General features: G+C 67.7%; 19 protein-coding genes and 1 pseudogene. 17 read left to right on the top strand and 3 right to left on the bottom strand.

The window, feature by feature from the left end:
- Nucleotides 1–44: 44 nt before the first annotated feature.
- Nucleotides 45–827, bottom strand: a complete 783-nt coding sequence (locus tag DPM12_RS07695; protein ID WP_112257696.1) for a cyclase family protein — start codon at nt 825–827, stop codon at nt 45–47.
- Nucleotides 828–1,018: 191 nt separating this feature from the next.
- Between DPM12_RS07695 and DPM12_RS07690 the strand changes: the two genes are divergently transcribed.
- From DPM12_RS07690 to DPM12_RS07600, 17 genes and pseudogenes are all read left to right on the top strand, one after another.
- Entirely contained in the window at nt 1,019–3,313 is a 2,295-nt protein-coding gene (locus DPM12_RS07690) for a S8 family peptidase (protein WP_112257695.1), read from the top strand.
- 394 nt (nt 3,314–3,707) lie between these two features.
- Nucleotides 3,708–5,345: a signal recognition particle protein gene (ffh, locus tag DPM12_RS07680; RefSeq protein WP_112257693.1), complete on the top strand. Its 1,638-nt coding sequence runs from the start codon at nt 3,708–3,710 to the stop codon at nt 5,343–5,345.
- Nucleotide 5,346: 1 nt separating this feature from the next.
- Nucleotides 5,347–6,435 carry an amidohydrolase family protein gene (locus tag DPM12_RS07675; protein WP_112257692.1) on the top strand — a complete coding sequence of 363 codons (1,089 nt, stop codon included), beginning with the start codon at nt 5,347–5,349 and terminating at the stop codon, nt 6,433–6,435.
- Nucleotides 6,436–7,387: 952 nt separating this feature from the next.
- On the top strand, nt 7,388–7,984 hold the full coding sequence (rpsP, locus tag DPM12_RS07665; protein WP_112257690.1) for a 30S ribosomal protein S16: 597 nt from the start codon (nt 7,388–7,390) through the stop codon (nt 7,982–7,984).
- Nucleotides 7,985–8,043: 59 nt separating this feature from the next.
- Nucleotides 8,044–8,223, top strand: coding sequence for a KH domain-containing protein (locus tag DPM12_RS07660; protein WP_245951229.1), 180 nt, complete (start codon nt 8,044–8,046; stop codon nt 8,221–8,223).
- A 141-nt stretch (nt 8,224–8,364) separates the two neighbouring features.
- Nucleotides 8,365–9,009, top strand: a complete 645-nt coding sequence (gene rimM / locus DPM12_RS07655) for a ribosome maturation factor RimM (RefSeq protein ID WP_112257746.1) — start codon at nt 8,365–8,367, stop codon at nt 9,007–9,009.
- Nucleotides 9,006–9,809, top strand: a complete 804-nt coding sequence (gene trmD, locus DPM12_RS07650) for a tRNA (guanosine(37)-N1)-methyltransferase TrmD (protein ID WP_112257688.1) — start codon at nt 9,006–9,008, stop codon at nt 9,807–9,809. The genes rimM and trmD overlap by 4 nt, the downstream gene beginning before the upstream one ends.
- Before the next feature lie 204 nt (nt 9,810–10,013).
- Entirely contained in the window at nt 10,014–10,358 is a 345-nt protein-coding gene (gene rplS, locus DPM12_RS07645) for a 50S ribosomal protein L19 (protein WP_112257687.1), read from the top strand.
- A gap of 20 nt (nt 10,359–10,378) precedes the next feature.
- The gene (gene lepB, locus DPM12_RS07640) at nt 10,379–11,101 is read left to right on the top strand and encodes a signal peptidase I (RefSeq protein WP_158542813.1); all 723 of its coding nucleotides are present in this window, start codon (nt 10,379–10,381) and stop codon (nt 11,099–11,101) included.
- Nucleotides 11,102–11,226: 125 nt separating this feature from the next.
- Nucleotides 11,227–11,918 (top strand): annotated as a pseudogene (locus DPM12_RS07635) (ribonuclease HII).
- Nucleotides 11,919–11,971: 53 nt separating this feature from the next.
- Nucleotides 11,972–12,280 carry a DUF2469 domain-containing protein gene (locus DPM12_RS07630; protein WP_112257684.1) on the top strand — a complete coding sequence of 103 codons (309 nt, stop codon included), beginning with the start codon at nt 11,972–11,974 and terminating at the stop codon, nt 12,278–12,280.
- Between the two features lie 258 nt (nt 12,281–12,538).
- The gene (locus DPM12_RS07625; protein WP_112257683.1) at nt 12,539–12,895 is read left to right on the top strand and encodes a YraN family protein; all 357 of its coding nucleotides are present in this window, start codon (nt 12,539–12,541) and stop codon (nt 12,893–12,895) included.
- A 14-nt stretch (nt 12,896–12,909) separates the two neighbouring features.
- On the top strand, nt 12,910–14,514 hold the full coding sequence (locus tag DPM12_RS07620) for a YifB family Mg chelatase-like AAA ATPase (protein ID WP_112257682.1): 1,605 nt from the start codon (nt 12,910–12,912) through the stop codon (nt 14,512–14,514).
- Nucleotides 14,511–15,680 carry a DNA-processing protein DprA gene (gene dprA, locus DPM12_RS07615; RefSeq protein WP_112257681.1) on the top strand — a complete coding sequence of 390 codons (1,170 nt, stop codon included), beginning with the start codon at nt 14,511–14,513 and terminating at the stop codon, nt 15,678–15,680. Before DPM12_RS07620 ends, dprA begins: the two co-directional genes overlap by 4 nt.
- A 100-nt stretch (nt 15,681–15,780) precedes the next feature.
- Nucleotides 15,781–18,666 carry an FAD-binding and (Fe-S)-binding domain-containing protein gene (locus DPM12_RS07610; protein WP_112257680.1) on the top strand — a complete coding sequence of 962 codons (2,886 nt, stop codon included), beginning with the start codon at nt 15,781–15,783 and terminating at the stop codon, nt 18,664–18,666.
- 248 nt (nt 18,667–18,914) lie between these two features.
- Nucleotides 18,915–19,814: a tyrosine recombinase XerC gene (locus DPM12_RS07605; protein ID WP_112257745.1), complete on the top strand. Its 900-nt coding sequence runs from the start codon at nt 18,915–18,917 to the stop codon at nt 19,812–19,814.
- Nucleotides 19,815–19,950: 136 nt separating this feature from the next.
- On the top strand, nt 19,951–21,696 hold the full coding sequence (locus DPM12_RS07600) for an IlvD/Edd family dehydratase (RefSeq protein WP_112257679.1): 1,746 nt from the start codon (nt 19,951–19,953) through the stop codon (nt 21,694–21,696).
- A gap of 13 nt (nt 21,697–21,709) precedes the next feature.
- Here the strand turns inward: DPM12_RS07600 and DPM12_RS07595 are convergent, their stop codons facing one another.
- Both DPM12_RS07595 and DPM12_RS07590 read right to left on the bottom strand, forming a co-directional pair.
- Nucleotides 21,710–22,660 (bottom strand): LysR family transcriptional regulator, encoded by a 951-nt coding sequence (locus DPM12_RS07595; protein ID WP_112257678.1) that lies wholly within the window; start codon nt 22,658–22,660, stop codon nt 21,710–21,712.
- A gap of 107 nt (nt 22,661–22,767) precedes the next feature.
- Nucleotides 22,768–23,265, bottom strand: coding sequence for a 2,4'-dihydroxyacetophenone dioxygenase family protein (locus DPM12_RS07590; protein ID WP_112257744.1), 498 nt, complete (start codon nt 23,263–23,265; stop codon nt 22,768–22,770).
- Nucleotides 23,266–23,268: the final 3 nt, after the last annotated feature.

The raw sequence follows: 23,268 nt of genomic DNA, 5'->3' as shown, positions 1-23,268 counted from the left end.
CAGAGAGGGGTAAAGTGTTCATGATCAGCTGGAGGGTCGGAGGGTCAGCCGGGCGGGCGCTCGACGAGGGCCAGGACGCGGGCAGGACTCCCGGAACCGCCGACGATGGGCAGCGGCGCGGCGATCACGACGGCGCCGGTGGCCGGCAAATGCGCCACGTTCTGCAGCTGGGTGAGCCCGTACTTGTCCGCACCCATCAGGTACGCGTGACACGGGAAAGGCGGATCGAACGAGTGGGCGGCTCCGGCATCGGTGCCGACGGTCTCGACCCCCAGCCCGACGATGGGAGCCTCGTCCGCGAGCCACTTCGCACACTCGGCGCTGACACCGGGCGTGTGCGGGCCGGTGTCGTCGGCGTTCAGGAATTCGTCCTGGTCGTGGCTGCGCGCGTCCCACCCGGTGCGGAGGAGCAGCCAGCACCCGTCGGGTAGCTGGCCGTGCTCGGCCTCCCAGGCACGGATGTGGTCGACTTCGATCAGGAAGTCCGGATCGGCCCGTGCCTGCTCGCTGAGGTCAACGACGGCGGCCGGCGCCACCAGCCGGGTCAGCGGCAGCCGTGAGACGTCGTCGCCGTCACGGCCGGTGATCCAGTGGTTCGGAGCATCGAGGTGCGTACCGGTGTGCTCGCCGGTGCGGAAATTGTTCCAGTACCAGGCCGGCCCGCGCTCGTCGTAGCGGCTGAGCTCTTCGAGCTGGAACGTCGCCGTCTGATTGAACTGCTCCGGTAGGACGAGCACGGGCGTGCTCGACCGCAACGGTGCGGTCAGATCGATCACCTCGACACGCCCCGTGGTGATGGCGTCGACGAGGTCGGTCAGTATGGCCATGAGGGATTCCTCCGCGTCGGGGCACAGATCATCCTGGTCGGCGATGGCCCCCCGCGTCTAGAGCGTGTCTCCCAAATCGGTGCGGCGTCAGCGCCCATGTGCGCCATGTGCTATGTATACGCCGGACGTTGATAGCGTCGGACGATGTGAGCGTGCGCCAGGGGAACTCATTTATCTTACAGTGTGCAGCGGTGGGTGCTGCCCTGCTCATGGTGACGGCGTGCACCGGTGACGATGGCGACGTACAGTCGGATGATGGGCCGGAGGCGCCAGACGCGATCGACGCGTCTGTCACCGGCGAAGACGACGCCCCTCATCTCAAGGTGACGTTCGACGTCGTCGCCGACGCGGAAGCGTACTTGCTCGACTTCGGCGACGACACCGAACCGATTCGGATCGAGCCGGCGGAGTGCGTCGACGACACGTGCGAGGTCGCCCTGGACCGGCTCAGTGTCGCGGGCGCGTCGTCGTTCACGGTCGCGTCGGTCGCCGGGGAGTATGTCTCCGAGCCGTCGCAAACCGTCGACGTTCCGTCCTGGCCCGATCCGCCCGAACCCGCACCCACCGAGCTCCCCGATGACGAGCCCGTCGAGCTGGTCGTCGCCCGGATCGACGAGGACGGCAAGCCCACGTTCGACACCGAATCCGTGCCCGCCGGCGACGACGTGGAAGCGCGGGTCGCCGAGCTCGAGGAACAAGACGACGTCGTAGGCGTGAGTATCGCCGCACCCGTAAGCCAGCAGGCGGGGAGCGACCAAGGGGACGAGCCGGTTGGGGACGAGCCGACCGGGGACGAGGCCCAGGATGGGGCCCAGGGCGCGGGCAGCCCGGATTTTCCGGCGGGTATGGCCACGTGGCAGCAAGAGGCGCTGAACTACGGCGGACTTCCGGAAGATCCGCGCGGATCCGGTGTCACCGTCGCTGTCATCGACGACGGCATCTACCCCTCCCACTCCAGCATCGCCCGAGCGGACGTGACGGAGACGAACGTCGTCGAGCCAGGCCGCGACGACGCTCCCGGCGACCACGCGACAGCGGTCACGTCCATGATCGTCGGCGAGCATAACGGCCTCGTCCCGGGCATCGCCATCGGTGCCACGATCCGCGCGTACGACGTCCGCAACGAAGAGGGTGAGTCTTCCGGCACGCTGGAGCATTTCACGGAGGCCATCGTGCAGGCTGTCGACGACGGCGCCGACGTGATCAACATCAGCCAAGCGGCGTGGTGCAACCTGCGCGGGAGGATCGGCCAGGGCTGCCCGGACGAGGTTCTGCAGCCGGCCCTCGACTACGCCGAAGAACAAGGCGTCTTCGTCGTCGCCTCAGCCGGCAACGACGGCGGGAGCGAGGACGAGTGCCCCGCCAGTGCGAGCGGCCGGAACAAGGACAACTGGCCAGCCGCGGCCCCGACGGTGATCGCCGTGGGAGGCACCACCCGCGGTGGCGGCGAATACCAGTGCTCACCGGACAAGAACTACATCGACGTGCTGGCCCCGGCGGACAAACTACGGACCGCCGCTTCGCCGGAGGGCTATGCCATCGTTTCCGGCACGTCACTCGCGGCGCCCCTCATCTCCGGGTTGATCGCCGCCCTGCTCGCGGAGAACCCGGACTTCACACCCGCGGAACTGCGTAACTACCTGAAATACGCCACCGACGAAAACGGCCGCATCCTTCCGGGCGCGCTGATGCACCAGCTGGACATTGTCCCTCCGGAGGACGAGATCATCGATCTCACCACCGGCAGGGAGTGGATCCCGTTCAGCGTCGGGCTGTACTTTCCGGAGGATTCCGACGTCTGGGTCAAGGCCGGACGCGCCTTCGTTCCTGACCCGGAGAACTTTCTCGACCATGACGACTCCTACCCGGGCGACAGCGTCCGGACCGGTTGGGATTATCTCGATTCGTACACGGTGCTCATCGGGGGCTTGCTGGTCATCGACGAGCACAACGAGGTTTCCGGATTCGGCGGCATGCAACTGACCGGGCACGACTCGAGCTACACCGTCGAATGTCCCGAATTCTCTCCGCAGACTCCGACGTTCGCCTTCCGGTGGGACGTCCCGGTGGTGGTGAGCGGGAAACTCAGCGACGACGAGGGCGGCGGCAGCCGGCACGGCGAGTTGACGCTGTCGCTGGGCAAGAATGCCACGCCCGACTCGAATGGCACCATCCCCGACCTTCGTATCACCGAGGACACGTTTGACGAGTGCGCTGATCTCATCGCCGAACGCGACACGATGTTCACCGATCCAGAGTATCCGTGGTCGGAGGTGCAGACCTGGCCCGAGCGGAACGTCGAGCTCGGGGAGGAGCTTTACGAGCAGATCATCAACGAGTCCCCATTCCGCATCGACGATGGCTTCTTCCCGCCCGTTGAAAGCGAGGAAGATGACGAGCCCGTGTACAGCTCGAGCGGGACGATCGACGATGGAGTCGGGTTCCGGCTTCGGGTGGGAGACGTCAACTTCACCCAGCTGGACTGAGCCGCGAACGAGACGTTGGCAGACATCCGGGACACGGTGGCCGCCGGGCACGCAAATGAACACGATCGACGCTGCCGACGCCGCCCCTCAGCGCGCCGATGAGGTCGGCACCTATCTGGCGCGGGGCACGGCCCGATCCCGCTCCTGGCGGCCGCCATCAGCGAATCCGGTGACGGCCCAGCTACTGCCCGGCTACCGCGGGTACAGCAACGACCCTGAGGCGGCGCTCTGCCGTTGGCGTTAGTGGACGGGACACCGCTGCACTCTCGCCAGTTGCTTGACGACATCGTCAGGTTCGTGCAAAGCCGCTCGCGGGCGCTCGGTTGTGCGCCCGCGAGTGGGTTATCCTTGCCACAGACCCGCTTTTCTCGAGAAACCTGAGGATCACGTCAACGTGTTCGGCACTCTCTCTGACCGACTAGCTGCGACTTTCAAGACGCTGCGCGGAAAGGGTCGCCTGTCCGAGGAGGACATCGACGCCACCGCGCGCGAGATTCGCGTCGCCCTGCTCGAGGCCGACGTGGCCCTGCCCGTCGTGAAGGACTTCATCGCGGCGGTCAAGGAACGTGCGCGTGGCGCCGAGGTGTCCCAGGCGCTCAACCCTGCCCAGCAGGTTGTCAAGATCGTCAACGAGGAGCTCGTCGAGATCCTCGGGGGCGAGACCCGCCGGATCCGCTTCGCCAAGCAGCCACCGACCGTCATCATGCTGGCCGGACTGCAAGGCACGGGGAAGACATCCCTCGCCGGGAAGCTGGCCCGCTGGCTGAAGGAGCAGGGCAAGCAGCCGTTGCTCGTGGCTGCCGACTTGCAGCGGCCCAACGCGGTCAACCAGCTGCAAGTTGTGGGCGAGCAGGCTGGCGTCGCGGTTTACGCACCAGAGCCGGGCAACGGCGTCGGGGATCCGGTAGAGGTGGCGCGGTCCAGTATCGACCACGCGCGCACCAAGCTGCACGACGTCGTCGTCGTCGATACCGCGGGCCGGCTCGGCGTCGACGAGGAGATGATGCAGCAGGCCGCGGACATCCGTGCCGCCGTGAATCCCGACGAGACGCTCTTCGTCGTGGACGCGATGACCGGACAGGACGCGTTGAGCACGGCGAACTCCTTCCTCGACGGGGTCGGATTCGACGGCGTGGTGCTGACCAAACTCGACGGCGACGCCCGCGGCGGTGCCGCGCTGTCCGTCGCGTCGGTCACGGGCCGCCCGGTGATGTTCGCCTCGGCCGGGGAGAAGATCGGCGACTTCGACGTCTTCCACCCGGAGCGGATGGCCTCGCGCATCCTCGACATGGGCGACATGCTCACCCTGATCGAGCAGGCCGAGAAGGCGTTCGACGCGTCGCAGGCGGAGAAGTTCGCCCGCAAGCTCTCCGACAAGGGCGGCAAGCAGTTCACCTTCGACGATTTCCTGGAACAGATGCAGGCGGTCAAGAAGATGGGCTCGCTGAAGAGCCTGCTCGGGATGCTGCCTGGCGCCGGCCAGATGCGCGATGCGCTCGAGGATTTCGACGACAAGGAGCTCGATCGCGTCCAGGCGATGATCTTCTCGATGACGCCGGCCGAGCGTGAGAACCCCAAGATTATCAACGGGTCCCGCCGCGCCCGGATCGCTCGTGGTTCGGGTACGCAGGTCAGCGAGGTAAACCAGCTCGTCGAGCGGTTCTTCATGGCCCGGGACATGATGAGCCAGGCGGCACAGGGCAAGATGGGCGGCCTGCCCGGTATGGGCGGAGGCATGCCCGGAATGCCCGGTGGCGGCATGCCCGGCGGTGGCAAGAAGAGCAAGGGCAAGCAGCCAAAGCAGTCCAAGAAGGGCAAGAAGCAGCGGGGCGCGCGTTCGGGTAACCCCGCCAAGCGTGCCGAGCAGATCGCCGCTGCCGAGGAACGGCGCTCGCAAGGCACCGGCGCGGGCCAGCTCCCGTCGGCGTTCGGCGGTCAAGGCGGCACAGACGGCGGCGGATCCGGTGGATCTGACAACGGCGACGTCGAGATCCCCGGAGACATCGCCGAGTTCCTCAACAAGAACCGCTGACATGACACGGCCCGGCGAGCCACTGCACGTACGGGGAGTGGTCCTGCCCGAGGCCGAGCATCGCGACATCTGGATTCGTGACGGCCAGCTCACCTTCGAGCCGATTCCCGGTGCGCACACCGTCGGAACCGGCTGGATCCTGCCGGGATTGGTCGACCTGCACTGTCACGTCGGCCTCTCGTCGCAAGGCGCCGTGCCGGACGACGTCGCCGAGGAGCAGGCACTCGCCGACCGCGACGCCGGAACCCTGCTGCTTCGCGACGCCGGCTCGCCCGCCGACACCCGCTGGATGGACGAACGCGAGGAGCTGCCGCGGATCATCCGGGCCGGTCGGCACATCGCGCGGACCAAGCGCTACCTGCGCAACTACGGGTGGGAGATCGAGCCGGAGGAGCTGGTCCCCTACGTGGAGCAGGAGGCCAGGCGTGGCGACGGGTGGGTGAAGCTGGTCGGCGACTGGATCGACCGGGAACGAGGCGACCTCGGGCCGTGCTGGCCACGGGAAGCGCTGGACGCCGCGATCGCCCGCGCACACGAAATGGGCGCCCGGGTCACGGCGCACGTGTTCGGCGGGGAGGCGCTACCCGACCTGCTGGGGGCGGGAATCGACGGCATCGAGCACGGTACTGGCCTGTCCGACGATCTGATCGCCGTCATGGCCGAGCGTGGAGTGTCGATGGTGCCGACGCTGGTCAACATCGCGAACTTCCCGAGCTTTGCCGAACAGGGCAGCAGCAAATTCCCGGCGTACGCGGCGCACATGCGGGCACTGTACGAGCGCCGGTACGAGACCGTGCGCACCGCGTTCGAGGCCGGGGTGCCGGTCTTCGCGGGCACCGACGCCGGTGGCTACATGCCGCATGGATTGATCGCCCGCGAGGTTCTGGAGTTCGTCGAGGCCGGGATTCCTACGGCCGACGCCGTTGCCGCCGCGTCGTGGGGTGCGCGCGCCTACCTGCTGGGCGGGCAGGGCAAACTCGAGGAAGGGTCGGCCGCTGACCTGTGCGTCTATGCTGCGGACCCACGCACCGATCCGGGCACATTGTTGGACCCGGTGCGAGTCCTCCTCGGCGGCCGCGTCATCCGCTAGCTCTCCGCCGCTTCCGAATGATCATGTTTGGTACGTTTCCTCGAGCCGTGACACGGCTGTAGACGTGTCACCGCCCGAGAAGTCCTGTTACGGCAACGCCTCGTACAGCGTCATTCCTGTGTCGGCGGCCAGTCACTGTCTGTTATTGAGATCAGCCTCGAATCGAGAGTAGCGGCGAGCGTGAAAAGGCCTGTGCCGCATTCGGGAGCTGTGTTCGGGAGCGGGCTGGGGATCCGCGGACTCGGGGAATCAACGGAGGGGAGTTAACGGGATCAGCTTCACCATGCCCGACGACGACGCAGCTTCCGGCGGCGACGTGACTGTCGGTGGCAACGCAGTTGCCCGGCGACGGCATGGCTTCTGGTGACGGCTGAGCGTCCGGCGACGAGGCGGGAGAGTTCGCCGTACCGGGATTCCTCGGGCCGTGACACGTCTACAGCCGTGTCACGGCTCGAGGAAACGTACCAAACATGATCATTCGGAAGCCCCTGTGAACTGCTGCGGAGGGAGACCGTGCATGACCAGGCCGTGGCACGTCTGGTCTGGGCACAGCGGATACGCCGCCTTGCCGGGTGGCTGGAGCGGCTCGCCGAAGCTATGGGTGCGGCGCCGATGCCGGTGCGACGTCCAGAACGTTCAGGCCGTCCAGGCCGTCCAGGCCGTCCAGGCCGTCCAGGCCGTGACGCGGTGTCGGAGCCGTCGCCGGTGCGACGGCACGGTCTGGACGTGTCGGGGTGACGTTCTGACGCGTGGATCTGACACGGGAATGTGACACGGAACCGGCGCAGGTTTGGGTGTCGGCGCTCGGATCTGGCACAATGACCTGCTGAGCCGACGTTCCGCGTACCCTCTCACCGCGGTCGTCGAGTCCAGCCGAACCGTCGTCGCCGGCTCCCCACCCGGATGGTGGCGGTTCATCCGTTGCGCGACAATACAAGGAGACTCCACACCCGTGGCTGTCAAGATCAAGCTGAAGCGGATGGGAAAGATCCGCTCCCCCCATTACCGAATCATCGTTGCGGATGCTCGTAACCGGCGTGACGGCCGGGCGATCGAGGAGATCGGCCTCTACAACCCGATGACCAAGCCGAGTTTTATCAAGGTCAACTCGGAACGTGCCCAGTATTGGCTCGGCGTTGGTGCACAGCCGACCGAGCCGGTCCGGTCGATCCTCAAGGTCACCGGCGACTGGCAGAAGTTCAAGGGTTTGCCGGGGGCCGAGGGCACGTTGCAGGAGCCGCCCACGAAGGCGGACAAGCGGTCCGTCTACGACGCCGCTCTCGCCGAGGTTTACAACGAACCGAAGGACGAGGCGACCACTGCCAAGAAGAAGTCGACGAAGAAGAGTTCCGCCAAGAAGGACGACGCGAAGTCCAAGGCCAAGGATGATGCCAAGTCCGAGGACGAGGGCAAGTCCGAGGAGGAATCCCCGGCGGCCAGTGCGTCGGAGTCCGAGAGCGAAGCTGCGGAGCAGCCTGGCGATGCCGCGTCGGAGGCCAAGCCGGAGGCCACGCAGGCCGCGGCTGGTGACTCTGCCGACGAGGCCTAGTCATGCTCGCCCAGGCGCTCGAGCATCTGGTTGCGGGCATCGTCGAGCATCCTGACGACGTGACTGTCCGGACCCGGCAGCAGCGCCGTGGTCAGTTGCTCCAGGTGCACGTTCATCCCGACGATCTTGGTAAGGTCATAGGTCGCGGCGGCCGGACGGCTACCGCGTTCCGGACGGTTGTCAGCGCACTGGCTGATGACAATGTTCGCATCGACTTCGTCGACGTCGACGAACGATAGAGCCCATGGTCGAGCGGGCTCGCGACGCCGGCGCCGAGCCGGGGAGTCTGCGCCAGTCTGGGGAGACACTGGCGTAGGCTCCCCGCCATCTCCACGCCGGTCTACACGTCGATGAGGGGCGAGCGGAAGGAACGTGCCGTGATCGTCACGGTGGGCAGAGTTGCCAAGGCCCATGGTGTCCGCGGAGAGGTGTCGGTGGAGATTCGCACCGACACCCCGGACGAGCGGTTCGCTGCCGGCACGGTGTTACGGACCGCGTCGCCGCGAAGCACCATGTCGTCGCGACGCGGGGTGCGTGCTCACGGCGAGTCTGCTCCGGGCAGCCCGCCGTCGTCGTTGACGGTGCGCGACTCGCGCTGGCATCAGGGCCGGTTGCTCGTGCTGTTCGAAGGCGTCGAGGGCCGCGACGCGGCCGAGGCGCTGCGCGGCGTCGAGTTGCAGGTGGAGATCGGCGACAACGAGACTCCGGAGGATCCGGAGGAGTTCTTCGATCATCAGCTTGTCGGGCTACAGGTGGTGACGGCCGAGGACGCGGAGATAGGCGAAGTCACCGAGGTGATCCACGGCCCGGCGCAGGAGCTGCTCGCGGTACGTCCACGCGGCGGCGGTGAGGTGCTCGTGCCGTTCGTGAGTGAGATCGTCACGGATGTCGACGTCGCAGCCGGAAAGCTCGTCGTGTCGCCCCCGCCCGGCCTGGTCGACTTGCCCGATGTCGAGACAGCCGGGCACGGGGACGACGAGCCGGACACGGCGGAGCTGGGCGGTGGCGAAGGGCCGGACAGATGAGAATCGACGTCGTCACGATCTTTCCGGATTACCTGGCGCCCTTGGACCTGTCACTCGTCGGAAAGGCGCGCGACTCCGGCCTGCTCGACCTCCGTGTGCACGATCTGCGTGACTGGACCACCGATCGGCATCGCACGGTTGACGACACCCCGTACGGGGGTGGCGCGGGCATGGTGATGAAGCCGGACGTCTGGGGTGCGGCGCTGGACGACATCACCGGGTCGGAGGTGGAGCGGCCGGCGCACCTGGTCGTCCCGTCTCCCGCGGGCCACCTGTTCGATCAGCGAATGGCGGCGCGCTTGGCTGATGACCCGTGGCTGGTGTTCGCCTGCGGCCGGTATGAGGGGATCGACGCGCGGGTGATGGCCGATGCGCGCCGACGTGTTCGGGTGAGTGAGGTCTCGATCGGCGACTACGTCCTGGGAGGTGGAGAGGCCGCGGCTCTGGTCATCATCGAGGCGGTCACCAGGCTGTTGCCGGGCGTCGTCGGCAATCCCGACTCGCTGGTCGAGGAGTCGCACGGGACCGACGGCTTGCTCGAATATCCGGTGTATACCAAGCCACCGTCGTGGCGCGGCCTGGACGTGCCAGAGGTGCTGCTCTCGGGCCATCACGCGCGGGTCGCGCGCTGGCGGCGTGATCAGGCGTTGCGTCTCACGGCCGAGCGGCGCCCCGATCTGGTCGCCAGACTCGATCCGGACGCGCTCGACGGGCGAGACCGCGAAGTGCTCGAGACGAGCGTGGATACGCGGGAACCCGATGAATGCGGGGAGACGTCAGACGACGAGCCCGGCATGTAGCCCGTGACTGGCCCGTACTGGCCGTACGACAAGCCCGTGGCTGGTTACCGCTTCCGCGCCATTGTGTGGCACACTAGAGCGTCCGTGCCCCGGCTCGCCGTCGCCCCTGCCACGGGGGGAGCGCCGCAGCGAACGCCGGGATCGAAGTCATCCCAGAGACACTGCAGGTGACCCGTGGCGCCTGCGAGGAAGCGAACGTCAACGATGCACACGCTCGATGTAGTCGATGCCGCTCAACTGCGCGACGACATTCCCGCCTTCAAGGCTGGCGACACGGTGAAGGTCCACGTCCGCGTGGTCGAGGGAAACCGTTCCCGTATCCAGGTCTTCCAGGGTGTGGTGATCCGCCGGCAAGGCTCCGGGATTCGCGAGACCTTCACGGTGCGTAAGATCAGCTTCGGCGTGGGTGTCGAACGGACCTTCCCGGTGCACACTCCGATCATCAACAAGATCGAGGTGGTCACGCGCGGACATGTCCGGCGCGCGAAGCTGTATTACCTGCGTAACCGGCGCGGTAAGGCGGCGAGGATTCCCGAGAAGCGCAACTGACCAGCCGGCGAAGGCCAGGCGTGATCGGGCAGGACGTGCCACCGGGTGGCGATGACGAATCCCAGGATCCGGGACCGAAGCGGCGGCGTGGCTTCGCTGTCCTGAAAGAGACCGCCATCGTCGTGGTGCTCTCCTTGATCATCGCAACGGTCGTGCGCATCTTCCTCGTCCAGGCCTTCCTCATCCCGTCCGAGTCGATGGAAGACACGTTGCGGGTCGGCGATCGGGTGATGGTATCGAAGATTACATTGCATTTCGGCGACGTCGAGCGTGGTGACGTCGTGGTCTTCACCGATCCCAACGGCTGGCTCGGACCGCAACCGGAGGGTCCGGGCGGTGTCGCCGGGGGGTTGCAAGATTTTTTCCAGTTCGTCGGGGTGCTGCCGGACGATTCGACGGGTCATGTGATCAAGCGCGTGATCGGCGTCGGCGGCGACACCGTCGAGTGCTGCGACGACGACGGGCGGTTGCTCGTCAATGGCGTGGCCATCGACGAGTCGGAGTACCTTTTTCCCAGCGATGAAGCGTCCAATCAGGAGTTCAGCGAGGAGGTCCCCGAAGGGGAGCTGTTCGTCATGGGTGATCACCGATCGAACTCCGGCGACTCGCGGGCGCACGGGACGTTCTCCGAAGACCTGGTGGTGGGCCGCGCGTTCGCGATCGTCTGGCCGTTCTCTCGCTGGTCCTCGATCTCCGATGAAGATACGTTCGAGCACGTTCCCGATTCGCCACCGTCGGAATGATGCGGCGGAACCGGGCATACCGCCACCCTGCGGGACAGTGGCGGGTCGAACCGAAGGACGATAACCGAAATGAGGTAGTCGGGTAGGGACTACCCGCTCGACGGCGTCTAAGCTAGGGCAGCATCATGACCGTGTTAGTCGACCGTCCTCGAGTCCTGGTACGGCGCGATGCCGGAATCTATGCCTATGAACGCGTCCTCGCGCGCGCCGGTTTCGCTCCCGTGGCGGGTGCCGACGAGGCCGGCCGGGGAGCGTGCGCCGGACCGCTGGTCGTCGCGGCTGCGGTGCTGGCCGATGGAAAGCGGGGACGCGTGCCCGGACTGGCCGACTCCAAGCTGCTGACACCGGCATCCAGGGAACGCGCCTACGACGAAGTGGTGCGGCGTGCCGCGGCGTGGTCGGTGGTGGTCGTCGAGCCGTCAGAGATCGATCGTGCCGGCGTGCACCGGTGCAACGTGGAGGCCATGCGCCGCGCGCTGGCGCGGCTCGATGTGACGCCGCGGTATGTCCTGACGGATGGGTTTCCCGTCGCCGGTCTCGGTGTTCCGGGATTGGCGATGTGGAAGGGAGATCAGGTGGCCGCGTGCATCGCTGCCGCGTCGGTGATCGCGAAGGTCACGCGTGACCGTTTGATGTGCGAGCTGCACGAACGGTGGCCTGGCTACGGGTTCAACGAACACAAGGGTTACGTGACGAGTGATCACCAGGCTGCCCTGGAACGTCTCGGCGCCAGCCCGATTCACCGTCAGTCGTACGCGAACGTCGCTCGCGTGATATCCGTTGTCGGGGGAGACACGGTAGCCCACCACGCGGATGACGACGGTGAGCCATCCTTGATCGACGGTGCGCAGCGGGAAGGAGAGCGTGGCGATGAGCGCTGAGGAGCTCGAGAAGTACGAGTCGGACATGGAGCTTTCGCTCTATCGTGAGTACCGCGATGTTGTGGGGTTGTTCTCGTACGTGGTGGAAACCGAGCGGCGTTTCTACCTCACGAACAACGTTGATCTCCAGGTGCGAGGCGAGGGCGCGGACGTGTACTTCGAAGTGACGATGAGCGACGCCTGGGTCTGGGACATGTATCGACCGGCGCGCTTCGTGAAGAACGTGAAGGTCGTGACCTTCAAGGATGTCAACGTCGAGGAGCTCGCCAAGAGCGATTTGGAGATTCCGAAGACCTGATCGGGAGAGGCCCAGCTACGTTCGCCGTTGATTCGGCGCGGCTGGGCCGCGGCGCATCCCTCGTCCGGCGTGGCTGGGCCGCCGGGCATCCCTCGTTCGGCGTGGCCGGGCCACGTTGCCTCGCTCGCTCACGGGAGATCTCGTGAGCGCATTTTTGTCCACAAGCTCGAACTCAGTCGCCTAGCTATCCACATCTTGCTTTGAGTCCCTTCTGATGGTGCCTCCGCGCGCGGCAAGCTCAAGGCGGAGGTGAGGCCCGTGCGGGTCAAAGATGGTGTGGGTGCCTACGGCGAGCAGGTCGCGGCGCGGCATCTGGAACGAAATGGTCTAATCGTCGTCGCCCGGAATTGGCGATGCTCCGTGGGTGAGATCGACATCGTGGCGCTGGAGGACGCCACGGTCGTCGTCTGCGAGGTCAAGACGCGCAGTGGTCTGGGATACGGTTCCGGGCTCGAAGCCGTGACCGGGGAGAAAGGCGCGAGGTTGCGCCGGCTCGCGCTGGCGTGGCTGGATGCCACTGGCCGGTACGGATCTCCGGTGCGGGTGGACGTGATCGCGGTACAGCGCCGCCGCCTGGCGCCGCCCCACGTCGAACACGTGCGGGGTGCGTTCTAGATGGTGGGCCGGACATGGTCGTTGGCCGGTCCACGGCAGCCTGCGGGTGCTCGGATGGGGCAGGTGATCGCGTGATCCGGCTGGGGCGTTGCCGCAGTGTGGCGCTGGTGGGGGTCCAGGGAACGGTCGTCGACATCGATGTGCACATCGGCGGGATGCCAGGATTCTCGCTGGTCGGCCTCCCGGACACGGCGTTGAACGAGGCTCGGGACCGAGTACGGGCGGCCGTGCTGTCGAGCGGGGAGTCGTGGCCGTTGCAAAAGATCACGGTGAGCCTGTCTCCGGCGTCGCTTCCCAAACGGGGTAGCCATTTCGATCTCGGCGTCGCGGTTGGCATCCTCGGCGCCGCGGGCGACGTACCGGCGTCGGCCACGGATGGCGTGGTGTTCCTCGGTGAGCTGGCCCTGGACGGGCGGCTGCGGGCCGTGCCGGGAGTGCTGCCTGCGGTGCTGGCCGCGTGGCGGGCTGGAATGCGACGCATCGTCGTGGCTGAGCAGAACGCGGAAGAGGCGCGGCAGATCCCCGACGTCACGGTCGTGGGAGCTTGGTCGCTGCGGCACGTGCTGGCGTTCTTGCGCGGGGTCGAGATTCCCGACGACGAGCCCGAACCGCCAGCGGGATGTGCGGAGCTCGGGCCGTCCGAACCACCTCGCGATCCCGGTCTCGATCTCGCCGACGTAGCTGGGCAGGAGGCGGCCAAGGTGGCGGTGGAGATGGCAGCCGCCGGCCACCACCACGTCAAGCTGGAGGGTCCACCAGGCGCCGGCAAGACCATGTTGGCGCGGCGCCTGCCGGGGCTGCTGCCCGATCTGTCGACGGAAGAGTCGCTCGATGTCACCGCCATCCATTCGGTGGCGGCCGTCCTGCCAGCTGACCGTCCCCTCATCGAGCGCCCGCCCTTCGCGGATCCGCACCACTCGGCGTCGGCGGTTTCCATCATCGGCGGTGGCGGGCAGACGGTGCGTCCGGGCGCGGCCAGCCTCGCCCACCGTGGCGTGCTCTTTCTCGACGAAGCACCCGAGTTCTCCCGGCACGTGCTCGACGGCCTTCGCGAGCCGTTGGAGAACGGGCGGATCGTGGTGTCGCGGGCGAAGGCCACGGCGGTGTTCCCGGCGTCGTTCCTGCTCGTGTTGGCGCAGAACCCGTGCATGTGTGGCAACCACGGTGAGCGCCAGCGGCAGTGCGAATGCACACCGCATGCGGTCCGGCGCTATCGGCAGCGCATCTCCGGGCCGGTCCGCGACCGGATCGATGTCAACAAGCAGGTACCCGCGCCGTCCATCGCGGATCTGGGAGCGGCCGTGAACGGAAACGAGCGGAGCGCGGCCGTGGCCGAGCGCGTCGCGAGCGCCCGCGAGCGCCAGGCGAGGAGGCTGGCCGGCACGCCGTGGCGGGTCAACGGCGAAGTACCAGTGATGCACCTGCGGCGGGAGTTTCCGCTTCCGGCAGATGTCGCCGGTCCGGTCTACAAGCAGCTACGTGCGGGCACGGTCACGGCTCGCGGTGCGGACCGTATCCTGCGGCTGGCCTGGACGGTCGCCGATGTCGCCGGTCATGACCGGCCGACCCGTGACGACGTGCTCCAGGCGATCGAACTGCGGACGGGGGAGTCGTCATGACACCGTCGGCGGGCCGGGCTGCCCGGGCGGCGCTGGCCGCGGTCGTCGAGCCCGCAACGGAGAGCATCGCCCGGCGTGTCATCTCCGCGGGGCCGGAGGCGACGTGGCGCTCGATCGTCAGCGGTGATCGCCGTCTGGACCGCGACGCTGCCCTGCGGCGGCGAGCGCACGGCGTCGACGGTACGGCGGTCTTGGCCCGTGCGCGTGATCTGGGACTGCGCTTCGTCTGTCCAGGTGACGACGAGTGGCCCGCTTCGCTCGACGACATGCCGGCCACGCTGACGGCGGGCGATGATGCGGTCGCGCCGCCGTTCGGCCTCTGGGTGCGGGGAGAGGTGTCCCTGGCGGAGTGGTGCGAACGGGCGATCGCCGTCGTCGGCGCCCGGGCGGCTTCGCCGTACGGGACTCGGGTCGCTGCCGATCTCGCCGCCGATCTCACGGCCCTGCAGTGGACCGTCATCTCGGGCGCTGCCTACGGGGTCGATGCGGCGGCACATCACGGTGCGCTGGCCATGGGCGGAGCGACGGCCGCGGTCCTGGCCTGTGGGCTGGATACGGCCTATCCGCGTGGCCACGGCGAGCTGCTGGAACGGATCGCCACCAGCGGGCTGGTGATCAGCGAGCTCGCACCGGGCATGGCGCCCATGCGATCACGGTTTCTCGCCCGCAACCGCATCATCGCGGCGCTCACGGCCGGTACCGTCGTGGTTGAGGCAGCACGCAGATCTGGGGCGCTGAACACGGCTCGCTGGTCGGCGTCGCTGGGACGCGAGGTGCTTGCCGTTCCCGGTCCGGTCACCTCGGAGCTCTCGGCCGGGTGCCACGAGTGGATCCGGGATCGGGGCGCGACACTCGTGACTGACGCGCGCGAGGTGGTCGACGCCGTGGGAGTTCTCGGTGCCGACGCGGCGCCGCGCACTGCGGGGCCGGACCGCCCGCTGGACGCCTACCCGCCGGACGTGCGCCATGTCTACGAGTGCCTGCCGACCCGCGCACCAGTCACCGTGGCGGAGCTGACGCGTACCACGGGATACGGGGCGGCCTTCGTCGAGTCGTCCCTGCAGCAGCTCGCGGCCGGGGGAATGGTCGCCGACGGTGTTGACGGGTGGAGCCGGATGCTCCTGGCCCACCCGCCCCTCCCTGTCTCCGCTGATCATGAACACTAAACGACCAATGCGGTCGCTTAGTGTTCATGATCAGCGGAGACAGCGGGAATGGCGAGGGGGTGTTGCAGGCGGTGAGACAAGGAACTGGAGAATCGACCAGATGAGCGAGCCCGCTTCCGATCACGACGCGCGGCATCTCGTCGACGAGTTGCGCTCGGCGTTGTCCGGAGAAGTCGAGGACGGCATCACCGCCCGTGCCACCTACAGCATGGACGCGTCGAACTACCGGCATGTGCCGGTTGCTGTCGTCTTCCCGCGCACTCCGGACGATGTGGCGAGCACGGTGCGACTGTGCCGCGAACACCGGACTCCCATCACCACCCGTGGCGCCGCTACCAGCATCGGCGGGCAGGCACTGGGCCGTGGTGTCGTCGTCGACTGCACGCGATACTTGAACGCCATCGTCGAGATCGACCCGGAGGCGCGGACCGCCCGGGTGCAGCCCGGTGTCGTCCTCGACGATCTGCGCGCGGCAGCCGCCGAGTACGGGCTCACCTTCGGTCCGGATCCGTCGACGCACAGCCGGTGCACCATCGGCGGGATGATCGGCAACGACGCCTGCGGCTCACATTCTGTCGCCTGGGGCCGAACCTCCGACAACGTCGTGTCGCTCGACGTGCTCACGGCCGACGGGGTGCGCATGTCGGTCGGCTCCACGGGGCCGGACGAGCGACGGCACGCGGAATTGCCGGGTCGTGCAGGGGAGATCCATCGGCAGTTGCAGCAGCTGGCCACGGAGAACCTCGCGTTGCTCCGGCAGGGATTCCCTGCCTTGCCGCGCCGGGTGTCGGGCTACGCGGTCGACCAGTTGCTGCCGGAGAACGGCGGCAACGTCGCCCGGGCACTCGTCGGCACGGAAGGAACCTGTGTGCTGGTCACCGAGGCGACGGTGCGGCTGGTTCCGGCGCCGTCGGCGCGCGTGCTGGTCGTGGCGGGCTACGCCGACGACGTCGCGGCGGCAGACGCGGCACCCGCCGTTCTTCCTCTGGAACCGCTGACCATCGAGGGCATGGGTGCCGACCTCGTCGATGCGTTGCTCACCCTGGGCCGGCGGCCCGCCGCGCTCGACCACTTGCCAGCGGGTGGCGGTTGGCTCTTCGTCGAGGTCGGTGGCCCCAGTGCGGCCGAGGCGGAACGGCGAGGGAGGGACGTAGCCGCCGAGCTGGAGATGTCCACGGGAGCGGCCACCGTGATCGCTGCCGACCCGGATGATCAACGTGCGCTCTGGTCGATTCGGGAGGCCGCGGCGGGCATTGTCACCCGGATGGCCGATGGTTCCGAGGCCTGGCCTGGGTGGGAAGACGCGGCGGTGCCGCCCCAGCAGCTGGGCTCGTACCTGCGGGAGCTGCGCGAGCTGTTGCGCTCGCACGGGCTACACGGCCGCCCGTACGGGCACTTCGGGGAGGGGTGCGTCCACATCCGGATCGATTTCGGTCTCACCACGGCCGAAGGCCGCAGGCAGTTTCGAGCGTTCCTGAACGAGGCGGCCGATCTCGTCGTCGCGCACGGAGGATCGCTCTCCGGTGAGCACGGTGATGGCCAGGCCCGCTCCGAGCTGCTGCCGCGGATGTACTCCGCGGCGATGATCAACTTGTTCGAACAGTTCAAAGCGATCTGGGACCCCGATGATTTGCTGAACCCGGGCGTGCTCGTCCGCCCGCGTCCGCTCGACTCGGATCTCCGGTTCGACGGGCCGACGCGCGAGCTTCCGGTTACCTTGCGCTACCCCGGCGACGACGGGAGCTTCGCGGCGGCCACGCGGCGATGCGTCGGTGTCGGGGCGTGTCTGGACGGCAGTGGCGTGATGTGCCCGAGCTACATGGTCACCGGTGCGGAGGAACACTCCACGCGCGGACGGGCGCGGATGCTGTTCGAGATGATGCGTGGTGAGACCATCACCGACGGGTGGCGATCCACGGAGGTGCGCGATGCCCTCGACCTCTGCCTGGCGTGCAAGGGATGCCTGTCGGATTGCCCGGTGAATGTGGACATGGCCTCGTACAAGGCGGAGTTTCTCCATCACCACTACGCCCGGCGGCTGCGCCCGGCCAGTCATTACTCCCTGGGATTCTTGCCGGTCGCTGCCCGCGTGGCCTCGGTCGCGCCAGGCGTGGTGAATGCGGTGATCCGCCGATCAGGTCCGGCGTCGCTGGTCAAGCGGCTTGGCGGCATCGCGCCGGAGCGATCCCTGCCCCGGTTTGCCCGCCGGAGCCTGCGCGGCTCGCTACGATCCGGGCGACGGCGGTCACATCGGCTCCGGTCTCACAAAGGTCATCGGCCGAGTGTGCTGTTGTGGCCTGACACCTTCACCAACTTCTTCGCTCCCGAGATCGGCGTGGACGCGGTTCGCGTGCTCGAGCACGCGGGTTTCGACGTCCGGTTGCCACGTTCGTCGGTGTGTTGTGGCCTGACGTGGATCTCGACTGGCCAGTTGGGTATCGCGCGCCGCGTGCTGCGGCGGACGGTGCGGGCGCTGGAGCCCGAGCTGCGGGCGGGCATCCCGATCGTCGGGCTGGAGCCCAGCTGTCTGGCAGCGTTGCGATACGACGCCCGCGAGATTCTCGGCGATGCCGAGTTGAACGGGCTGCCAGAACGCGTGCACACACTGGCCGGCGTGCTGGATCGGTACGCGCCGGACGTGGAATTTCCCGGGCTGGAGGCTCGGTCGATCAGCCAGCAGCACTGTCACCAGCATGCCGTGTTCGGCTACGAGGCAGAGGAGCGATTGCTGGCAAGGGCCGGTGTGCAGAACGAGACGCCGGACTCGGGTTGCTGCGGGCTGGCTGGTAACTTCGGCATGGAGAAAGGTCATTACGGCGTGTCGGTGGCGCTGGCCAACCGGGTCCTGGTCCCGGCCATCGAGGCGGCCGCGCCGGACACGCTGATCGTGGCGGACGGATTCAGCTGCCGGACGCAGATTTCCGAGTTGACCGGCCAGGAGCCGGTGCATCTCGCGCAGGTCCTTGCTCGAACTCTCCCCACCTGAGCCCACGCCCGCTCTTCCGGTGATCATGAACACTAGCCCACGTCCGAGGTCGACACGTGTTCATGATCACCGGAGGGAGCGGGCGTGGGGTGCTTGACCTCCGTGCCGACTGGGGCGACGGTAACTACGTGGACACAGACGACGAGCGTGCGGACGGGCACCTGCCGCGGCTCGACGACGGCTCGGAGGATGGGCTCGACGACGGGCACGGCGACGGCGACGGCTCCCCTGCCGCGCTGCCCCCACCGATGAGCGCGGCGCTGGACGAGTTCGCTCAGTATCTCGCAACCGAGTGCGATCGCTCCGGACACACCGTACGTGCCTACGTCAGCGACATCATGGACCTGATGCGGCACGCGAGCCGGATGCGCCGCGGGCAGCCCAGCGAGATCGACATCTCGGTGCTGCGCAGTTGGCTCGCGGCGCTGCACACGCGAGGGCGGTCGCGGGCGACGCTGGCCCGTCGCGCGTCGGCGGCACGCGTCTTCACCGCGTGGGCCCATCGGATCGGTCTGCTCGAATCCGATGTGGCGGACCGGCTCGCCTCGCCCCGGGTGCAGCGCGAGCTTCCAGAGGTGCTGCAGCCTGCCGAGGCCACCTCCGTGCTCGAAGCGGTGGCCGTGGAGGCTGGCACGGGCGATCCCGTGGCCCTGCGTGATCACGCCTTGCTGGAGACCCTGTACGCCACGGGTGTCCGGGTGAGCGAGCTCGTCGGGCTGGACGTCGACGACGTCGACGACGAGCGCCGGGTGGTTCGGGTACTGGGTAAGGGGCGCCGCGAGCGGACGGTCCCGTACGGGGTGCCCGCCGAGCAAGCGCTGCGAGCGTGGCTCGCGCGAGGGCGGCCCGAACTGGCCGGGCCGAAGGCGGGGGCGGCGCTGTTCGTCGGCGTACGCGGCGCACGCATCGGCGCACGTGCCGTCCGCTCGATGGTGCACGCGCGACTTCGGGCCGTCCCCGAGGCGCCGGACCTGAGCCCGCACGGGTTGCGGCACAGCGCGGCAACACACGTGCTCGAAGGTGGTGCTGACCTGCGGTCGGTGCAAGAACTGCTCGGACATTCCTCGCTGGGAACCACGCAGATCTACACGCACGTCTCGATTGATCGGTTGCGGCGGGCGTACCAGCAGGCGCATCCGCGCGCCTGAGGAGGTGGTGGCGACGAAGCGCGGACCGGTGTTGCTTTCCGGGCGATTGTCCGCTCGACTTCTGACACGATCTCCGATGTGATGTCGGTGGAGTCACCATCGGGACACGATGCGAAGCGGGTCAGGAGGCCAGCGTATGGAGGCCGGAGAGTACGACGCCCCTGAGGCGTCGCGGCGGCGTAGTGAGTTCTGGTTCTCGGCGGAGGGCCGCAACGGGTTCATTCACCGGTCGTGGATGCGTAACCAGGGATTCGGCCCGGAAGTATTCGATGGCCGGCCGGTGGTCGGCATCGCCAACAGCTGGTCGGAGCTCACGCCCTGCAACGCCCATCTGCGTGACATTGCCGACGCCGTCAAACGTGGTGTCTGGGAAGCAGGCGGATTTCCCCTCGAGTTCCCCACGATGTCCCTCGGCGAACCGCTGATGCGGCCCACCACCATGCTGTATCGCAACCTCATGGCGATGGAGGTGGAGGAATCGATCCGGGCGAATCCGGTCGACTCGGTGGTGCTGCTGTCGGGCTGTGACAAGACCACGCCGGCACATCTGATGGGAGCGGCCAGCGTGGACGTCCCGGCCATCTCGGTCACGGGTGGGCCGATGCTGAACGGCAAGTTCCGCGGACGGGACATCGGATCCGGCACTGATGTGTGGAGGTTCACCGAGGAGGCCCGTTCCGGGCGGATGAGTTCCGCTGATCTCGCCGAGGCCGAAGGATGTATGTCCCGCAGCCGCGGGCACTGCATGACGATGGGCACGGCGTCCACCATGGCGTGCGTGGCGGAGGCGCTGGGCGTGCAGCTTGCCGGGGGAGCCGCGATTCCTGCCGTCGATTCCCGGCGATACGCGCTGGCGCAGGCCTCCGGCCGCCGGGCGGTGGCACTGGCCGCGGAGGGGACGCGTCCGAGTGCGCTGCTGACCCGGCAGGCGTTCGAGAACGCCGTACGCGTCAACGCGGCGCTCGGCGGCTCGACCAACGCCGTCGTGCACCTCCTCGCGCTGGCCGGCCGGGTCGGTGTCACGCTCGATCTCGACGATTTCGACCGCCTCGGTGCCGACGTGCCGGTGCTCGTGGATCTGATGCCGTCCGGGCGGTTCCTCATGGAGGATTTCTACTACGCCGGCGGGCTGCCGGCGGTCATGTCGGAGCTGGGCGAGCTCATCCACGGCGACGCACCGACGGTCAGTGGACGGACGGTCGGCGAGGAGATCGCGGACGCGCCATGCTGGAATCGCGACGTCATCACCACCAGGGACGAGCCGTTCCGGCCGCCGGGGTCAGCCACGGCGGTGCTGCGTGGCAATCTGTGCCCTGACGGTGCCGTGCTCAAGGTGTCGGCTGCGTCCCCTCACCTGCTGAAACATCGTGGTCAAGCGCTCGTGTTCGACCGGATCGAGGACTACGTGGCAGCCGCGGACGATCTCGATCTGCCGGTTACCCCGTCCACGGTGATCGTGGTGCGCAACGCCGGTCCCCGTGGCTATCCGGGCTTTCCCGAGGTCGGCAACGTTCCGGTGCCGAAGGTGCTTCTGGAGGCGGGAGTCGACGACGTCGTGCGGATCAGCGACGCGCGCATGAGTGGTACCGGATACGGCACGTGCGTGCTGCACGTGGCGCCCGAGGCCGCGGCCGGTGGTCCACTTGCGCTCGTGCGCACGGGCGATTGGATCGAGCTCGACACCAGCGCCCGCCGCCTCGACGTGCTCGTGGACGATGCGGAACTGTCGAAGCGCGAGGCGGAGCATGTCTCACCGGTCGAGTCGCCCGTGCGTGGTTGGGCGAAGCTGTACACCGAGCACGTGCTGCAGGCCGACCGGGGAGCGGACCTGGATTTCCTGATCGGCAGCAGCGGCGACGCGGTGCCCCGGCACTCGCACTGACCTGCGCCGTCACCTAGCGCTGGGCCACTCCGACCTGGTGCAGCTGGGGAGGCGGAATACTGGCGATCACGTCGCGTACCCGTGTGGTGGCGGGTGACGCCAGGCGGTCTCGCCGCCACCACACGGCAACCTGCCGGGCGACGTGTCCGGCGGTCACCCGGACGAGCCGCAGACCGGTGCAGTTCGCCGTGCTCATCGCGAGCGCGTTGGTGATGCCGACCCCGAGACCCGATCGGACCACGGCGGCGAGTGTCTGCGGCTGGTTCGTCTGGAACGCGATGGTCGGGTGGAGGCCGGCCTCGGTGAATGCCAGATTGGTCTCGAACTGTCGCACGCCGTCCGTGGATTCACCGATGGTGACGAGCGGGTAGCTGGCTACCCGCTCGAGCGGCAGGGATGCCTCACCGGCCAGCGCGTGCTCGTGCGGCACCACGGCGACGAGGGGCTCGTGCCACAGCTCGGTGTGCGCCAGGGCGTCGCCGCGTACGGGTGGCAGCACCGGCCGGACGGCGAGGTCGACGTCTCCGGCGATCATCATGCGTTCCAGGGCGAGCGTGTCGTTCTCGCGCAGCACGGTTGTGACGCCGGGAGACTCCCGGCGGAGCCGGTGTACGACGGACGGATACAGGAAGGCCGCTGCGCTCGGATACATGCCGATGTGGACCTCACCGCGCAGCTCACCGCCCGCCTCGGCGGCGACGTCGGTGAGGATGTCCAGCCGGGAGAGGATCTCCTCAGCATGCGGAAGCAGGGCGCGTCCCTCAGGGGTGAGCGCGGGAGGGTGGATCGAACGGTCGAACAGCTTGAAACCGAGTGTGCGCTCGAACTCGCTGACATGGCTGCTGATCCGGGGCTGTGACCGGTATTGGGCCTTGGCAGCGGCCGAGAATCCACCCTCCCGCGCAACGGCGACGAAGCTGACGATCCAGTCCATCCGGTAGTTGTAGGCACTGGAGAAATCCACTCCGGCCTCCCGGCTGCTCTCATGCGTGCCGCACGATCGTCCGTGCGGCCCGGCTGGGCTGAGTACGTTGCCGAGACTAGCGGATGAACCTGAGTGCGCTGCCGAGACTAGCGGATGAACTGATCGACGTAGTCCGATCCGAGCCCCACGCTGGCATAGTGGGCGCGGCAACGATCGATCTTGGTGAAGGTGTCCTCGTAGCCGATCTGGCGGCCCTCCTCGTCGACGTACACCATGGCTCCGGTGATGTTGAACAGCGTGATCATCTCAGTGCAGTCCTCGGGCACCGCGAGCGTGTGGATCTCACCCGGCGGCTCGTACACGAAGTGGCCGGTCTCGGCGACCCACTCGTGCTCGTAATAATGCCACCGCCCGGAAATGACGTAGCCGAACACGGCGCCAGGATGGCGGTGCCGGGAGACGATCCCGGCAGCGGTGACCTTGAGCAGGTTGCACCACTGGCCGATCACGGTGTTGAACATCAGCGGGCGAAACCACACGTCTGGTGCCTGCGGCACCCACACCCTGGGATCGTCCGGCTCGGCAGCGACGGCGATCTCGTCGGGAAAGTCACCGGATTCGGCGATCAATGGTGCGATAGTCATGGG

This window comes from Phytoactinopolyspora halophila (assembly GCF_003287285.1).
Lineage (GTDB): Bacteria > Actinomycetota > Actinomycetes > Jiangellales > Jiangellaceae > Phytoactinopolyspora_A > Phytoactinopolyspora_A halophila.
The sequence above is the reverse complement of the archived record's forward strand: the minus strand, read 5'-3'. Positions and strand labels throughout refer to the sequence as shown.

Excerpts from the sequence above, each read along its gene's own strand:
- DPM12_RS07695 (WP_112257696.1), bottom strand. The coding sequence starts at position 827 with ATGGCCATACTGACCGACCTCGTCGACGCCATCACCACGGGGCGTGTC.
- DPM12_RS07675 (WP_112257692.1), top strand. The coding sequence starts at position 5,347 with ATGACACGGCCCGGCGAGCCACTGCACGTACGGGGAGTGGTCCTGCCC.
- trmD (WP_112257688.1), top strand. The coding sequence starts at position 9,006 with ATGAGAATCGACGTCGTCACGATCTTTCCGGATTACCTGGCGCCCTTG.
- rplS (WP_112257687.1), top strand. The coding sequence starts at position 10,014 with ATGCACACGCTCGATGTAGTCGATGCCGCTCAACTGCGCGACGACATT.
- DPM12_RS07630 (WP_112257684.1), top strand. The coding sequence starts at position 11,972 with ATGAGCGCTGAGGAGCTCGAGAAGTACGAGTCGGACATGGAGCTTTCG.
- DPM12_RS07620 (WP_112257682.1), top strand. The coding sequence starts at position 12,910 with ATGGTCGTTGGCCGGTCCACGGCAGCCTGCGGGTGCTCGGATGGGGCA.
- dprA (WP_112257681.1), top strand. The coding sequence starts at position 14,511 with ATGACACCGTCGGCGGGCCGGGCTGCCCGGGCGGCGCTGGCCGCGGTC.
- DPM12_RS07610 (WP_112257680.1), top strand. The coding sequence starts at position 15,781 with ATGAGCGAGCCCGCTTCCGATCACGACGCGCGGCATCTCGTCGACGAG.
- DPM12_RS07605 (WP_112257745.1), top strand. The coding sequence starts at position 18,915 with ATGAGCGCGGCGCTGGACGAGTTCGCTCAGTATCTCGCAACCGAGTGC.
- DPM12_RS07600 (WP_112257679.1), top strand. The coding sequence starts at position 19,951 with ATGGAGGCCGGAGAGTACGACGCCCCTGAGGCGTCGCGGCGGCGTAGT.
- DPM12_RS07590 (WP_112257744.1), bottom strand. The coding sequence starts at position 23,265 with ATGACTATCGCACCATTGATCGCCGAATCCGGTGACTTTCCCGACGAG.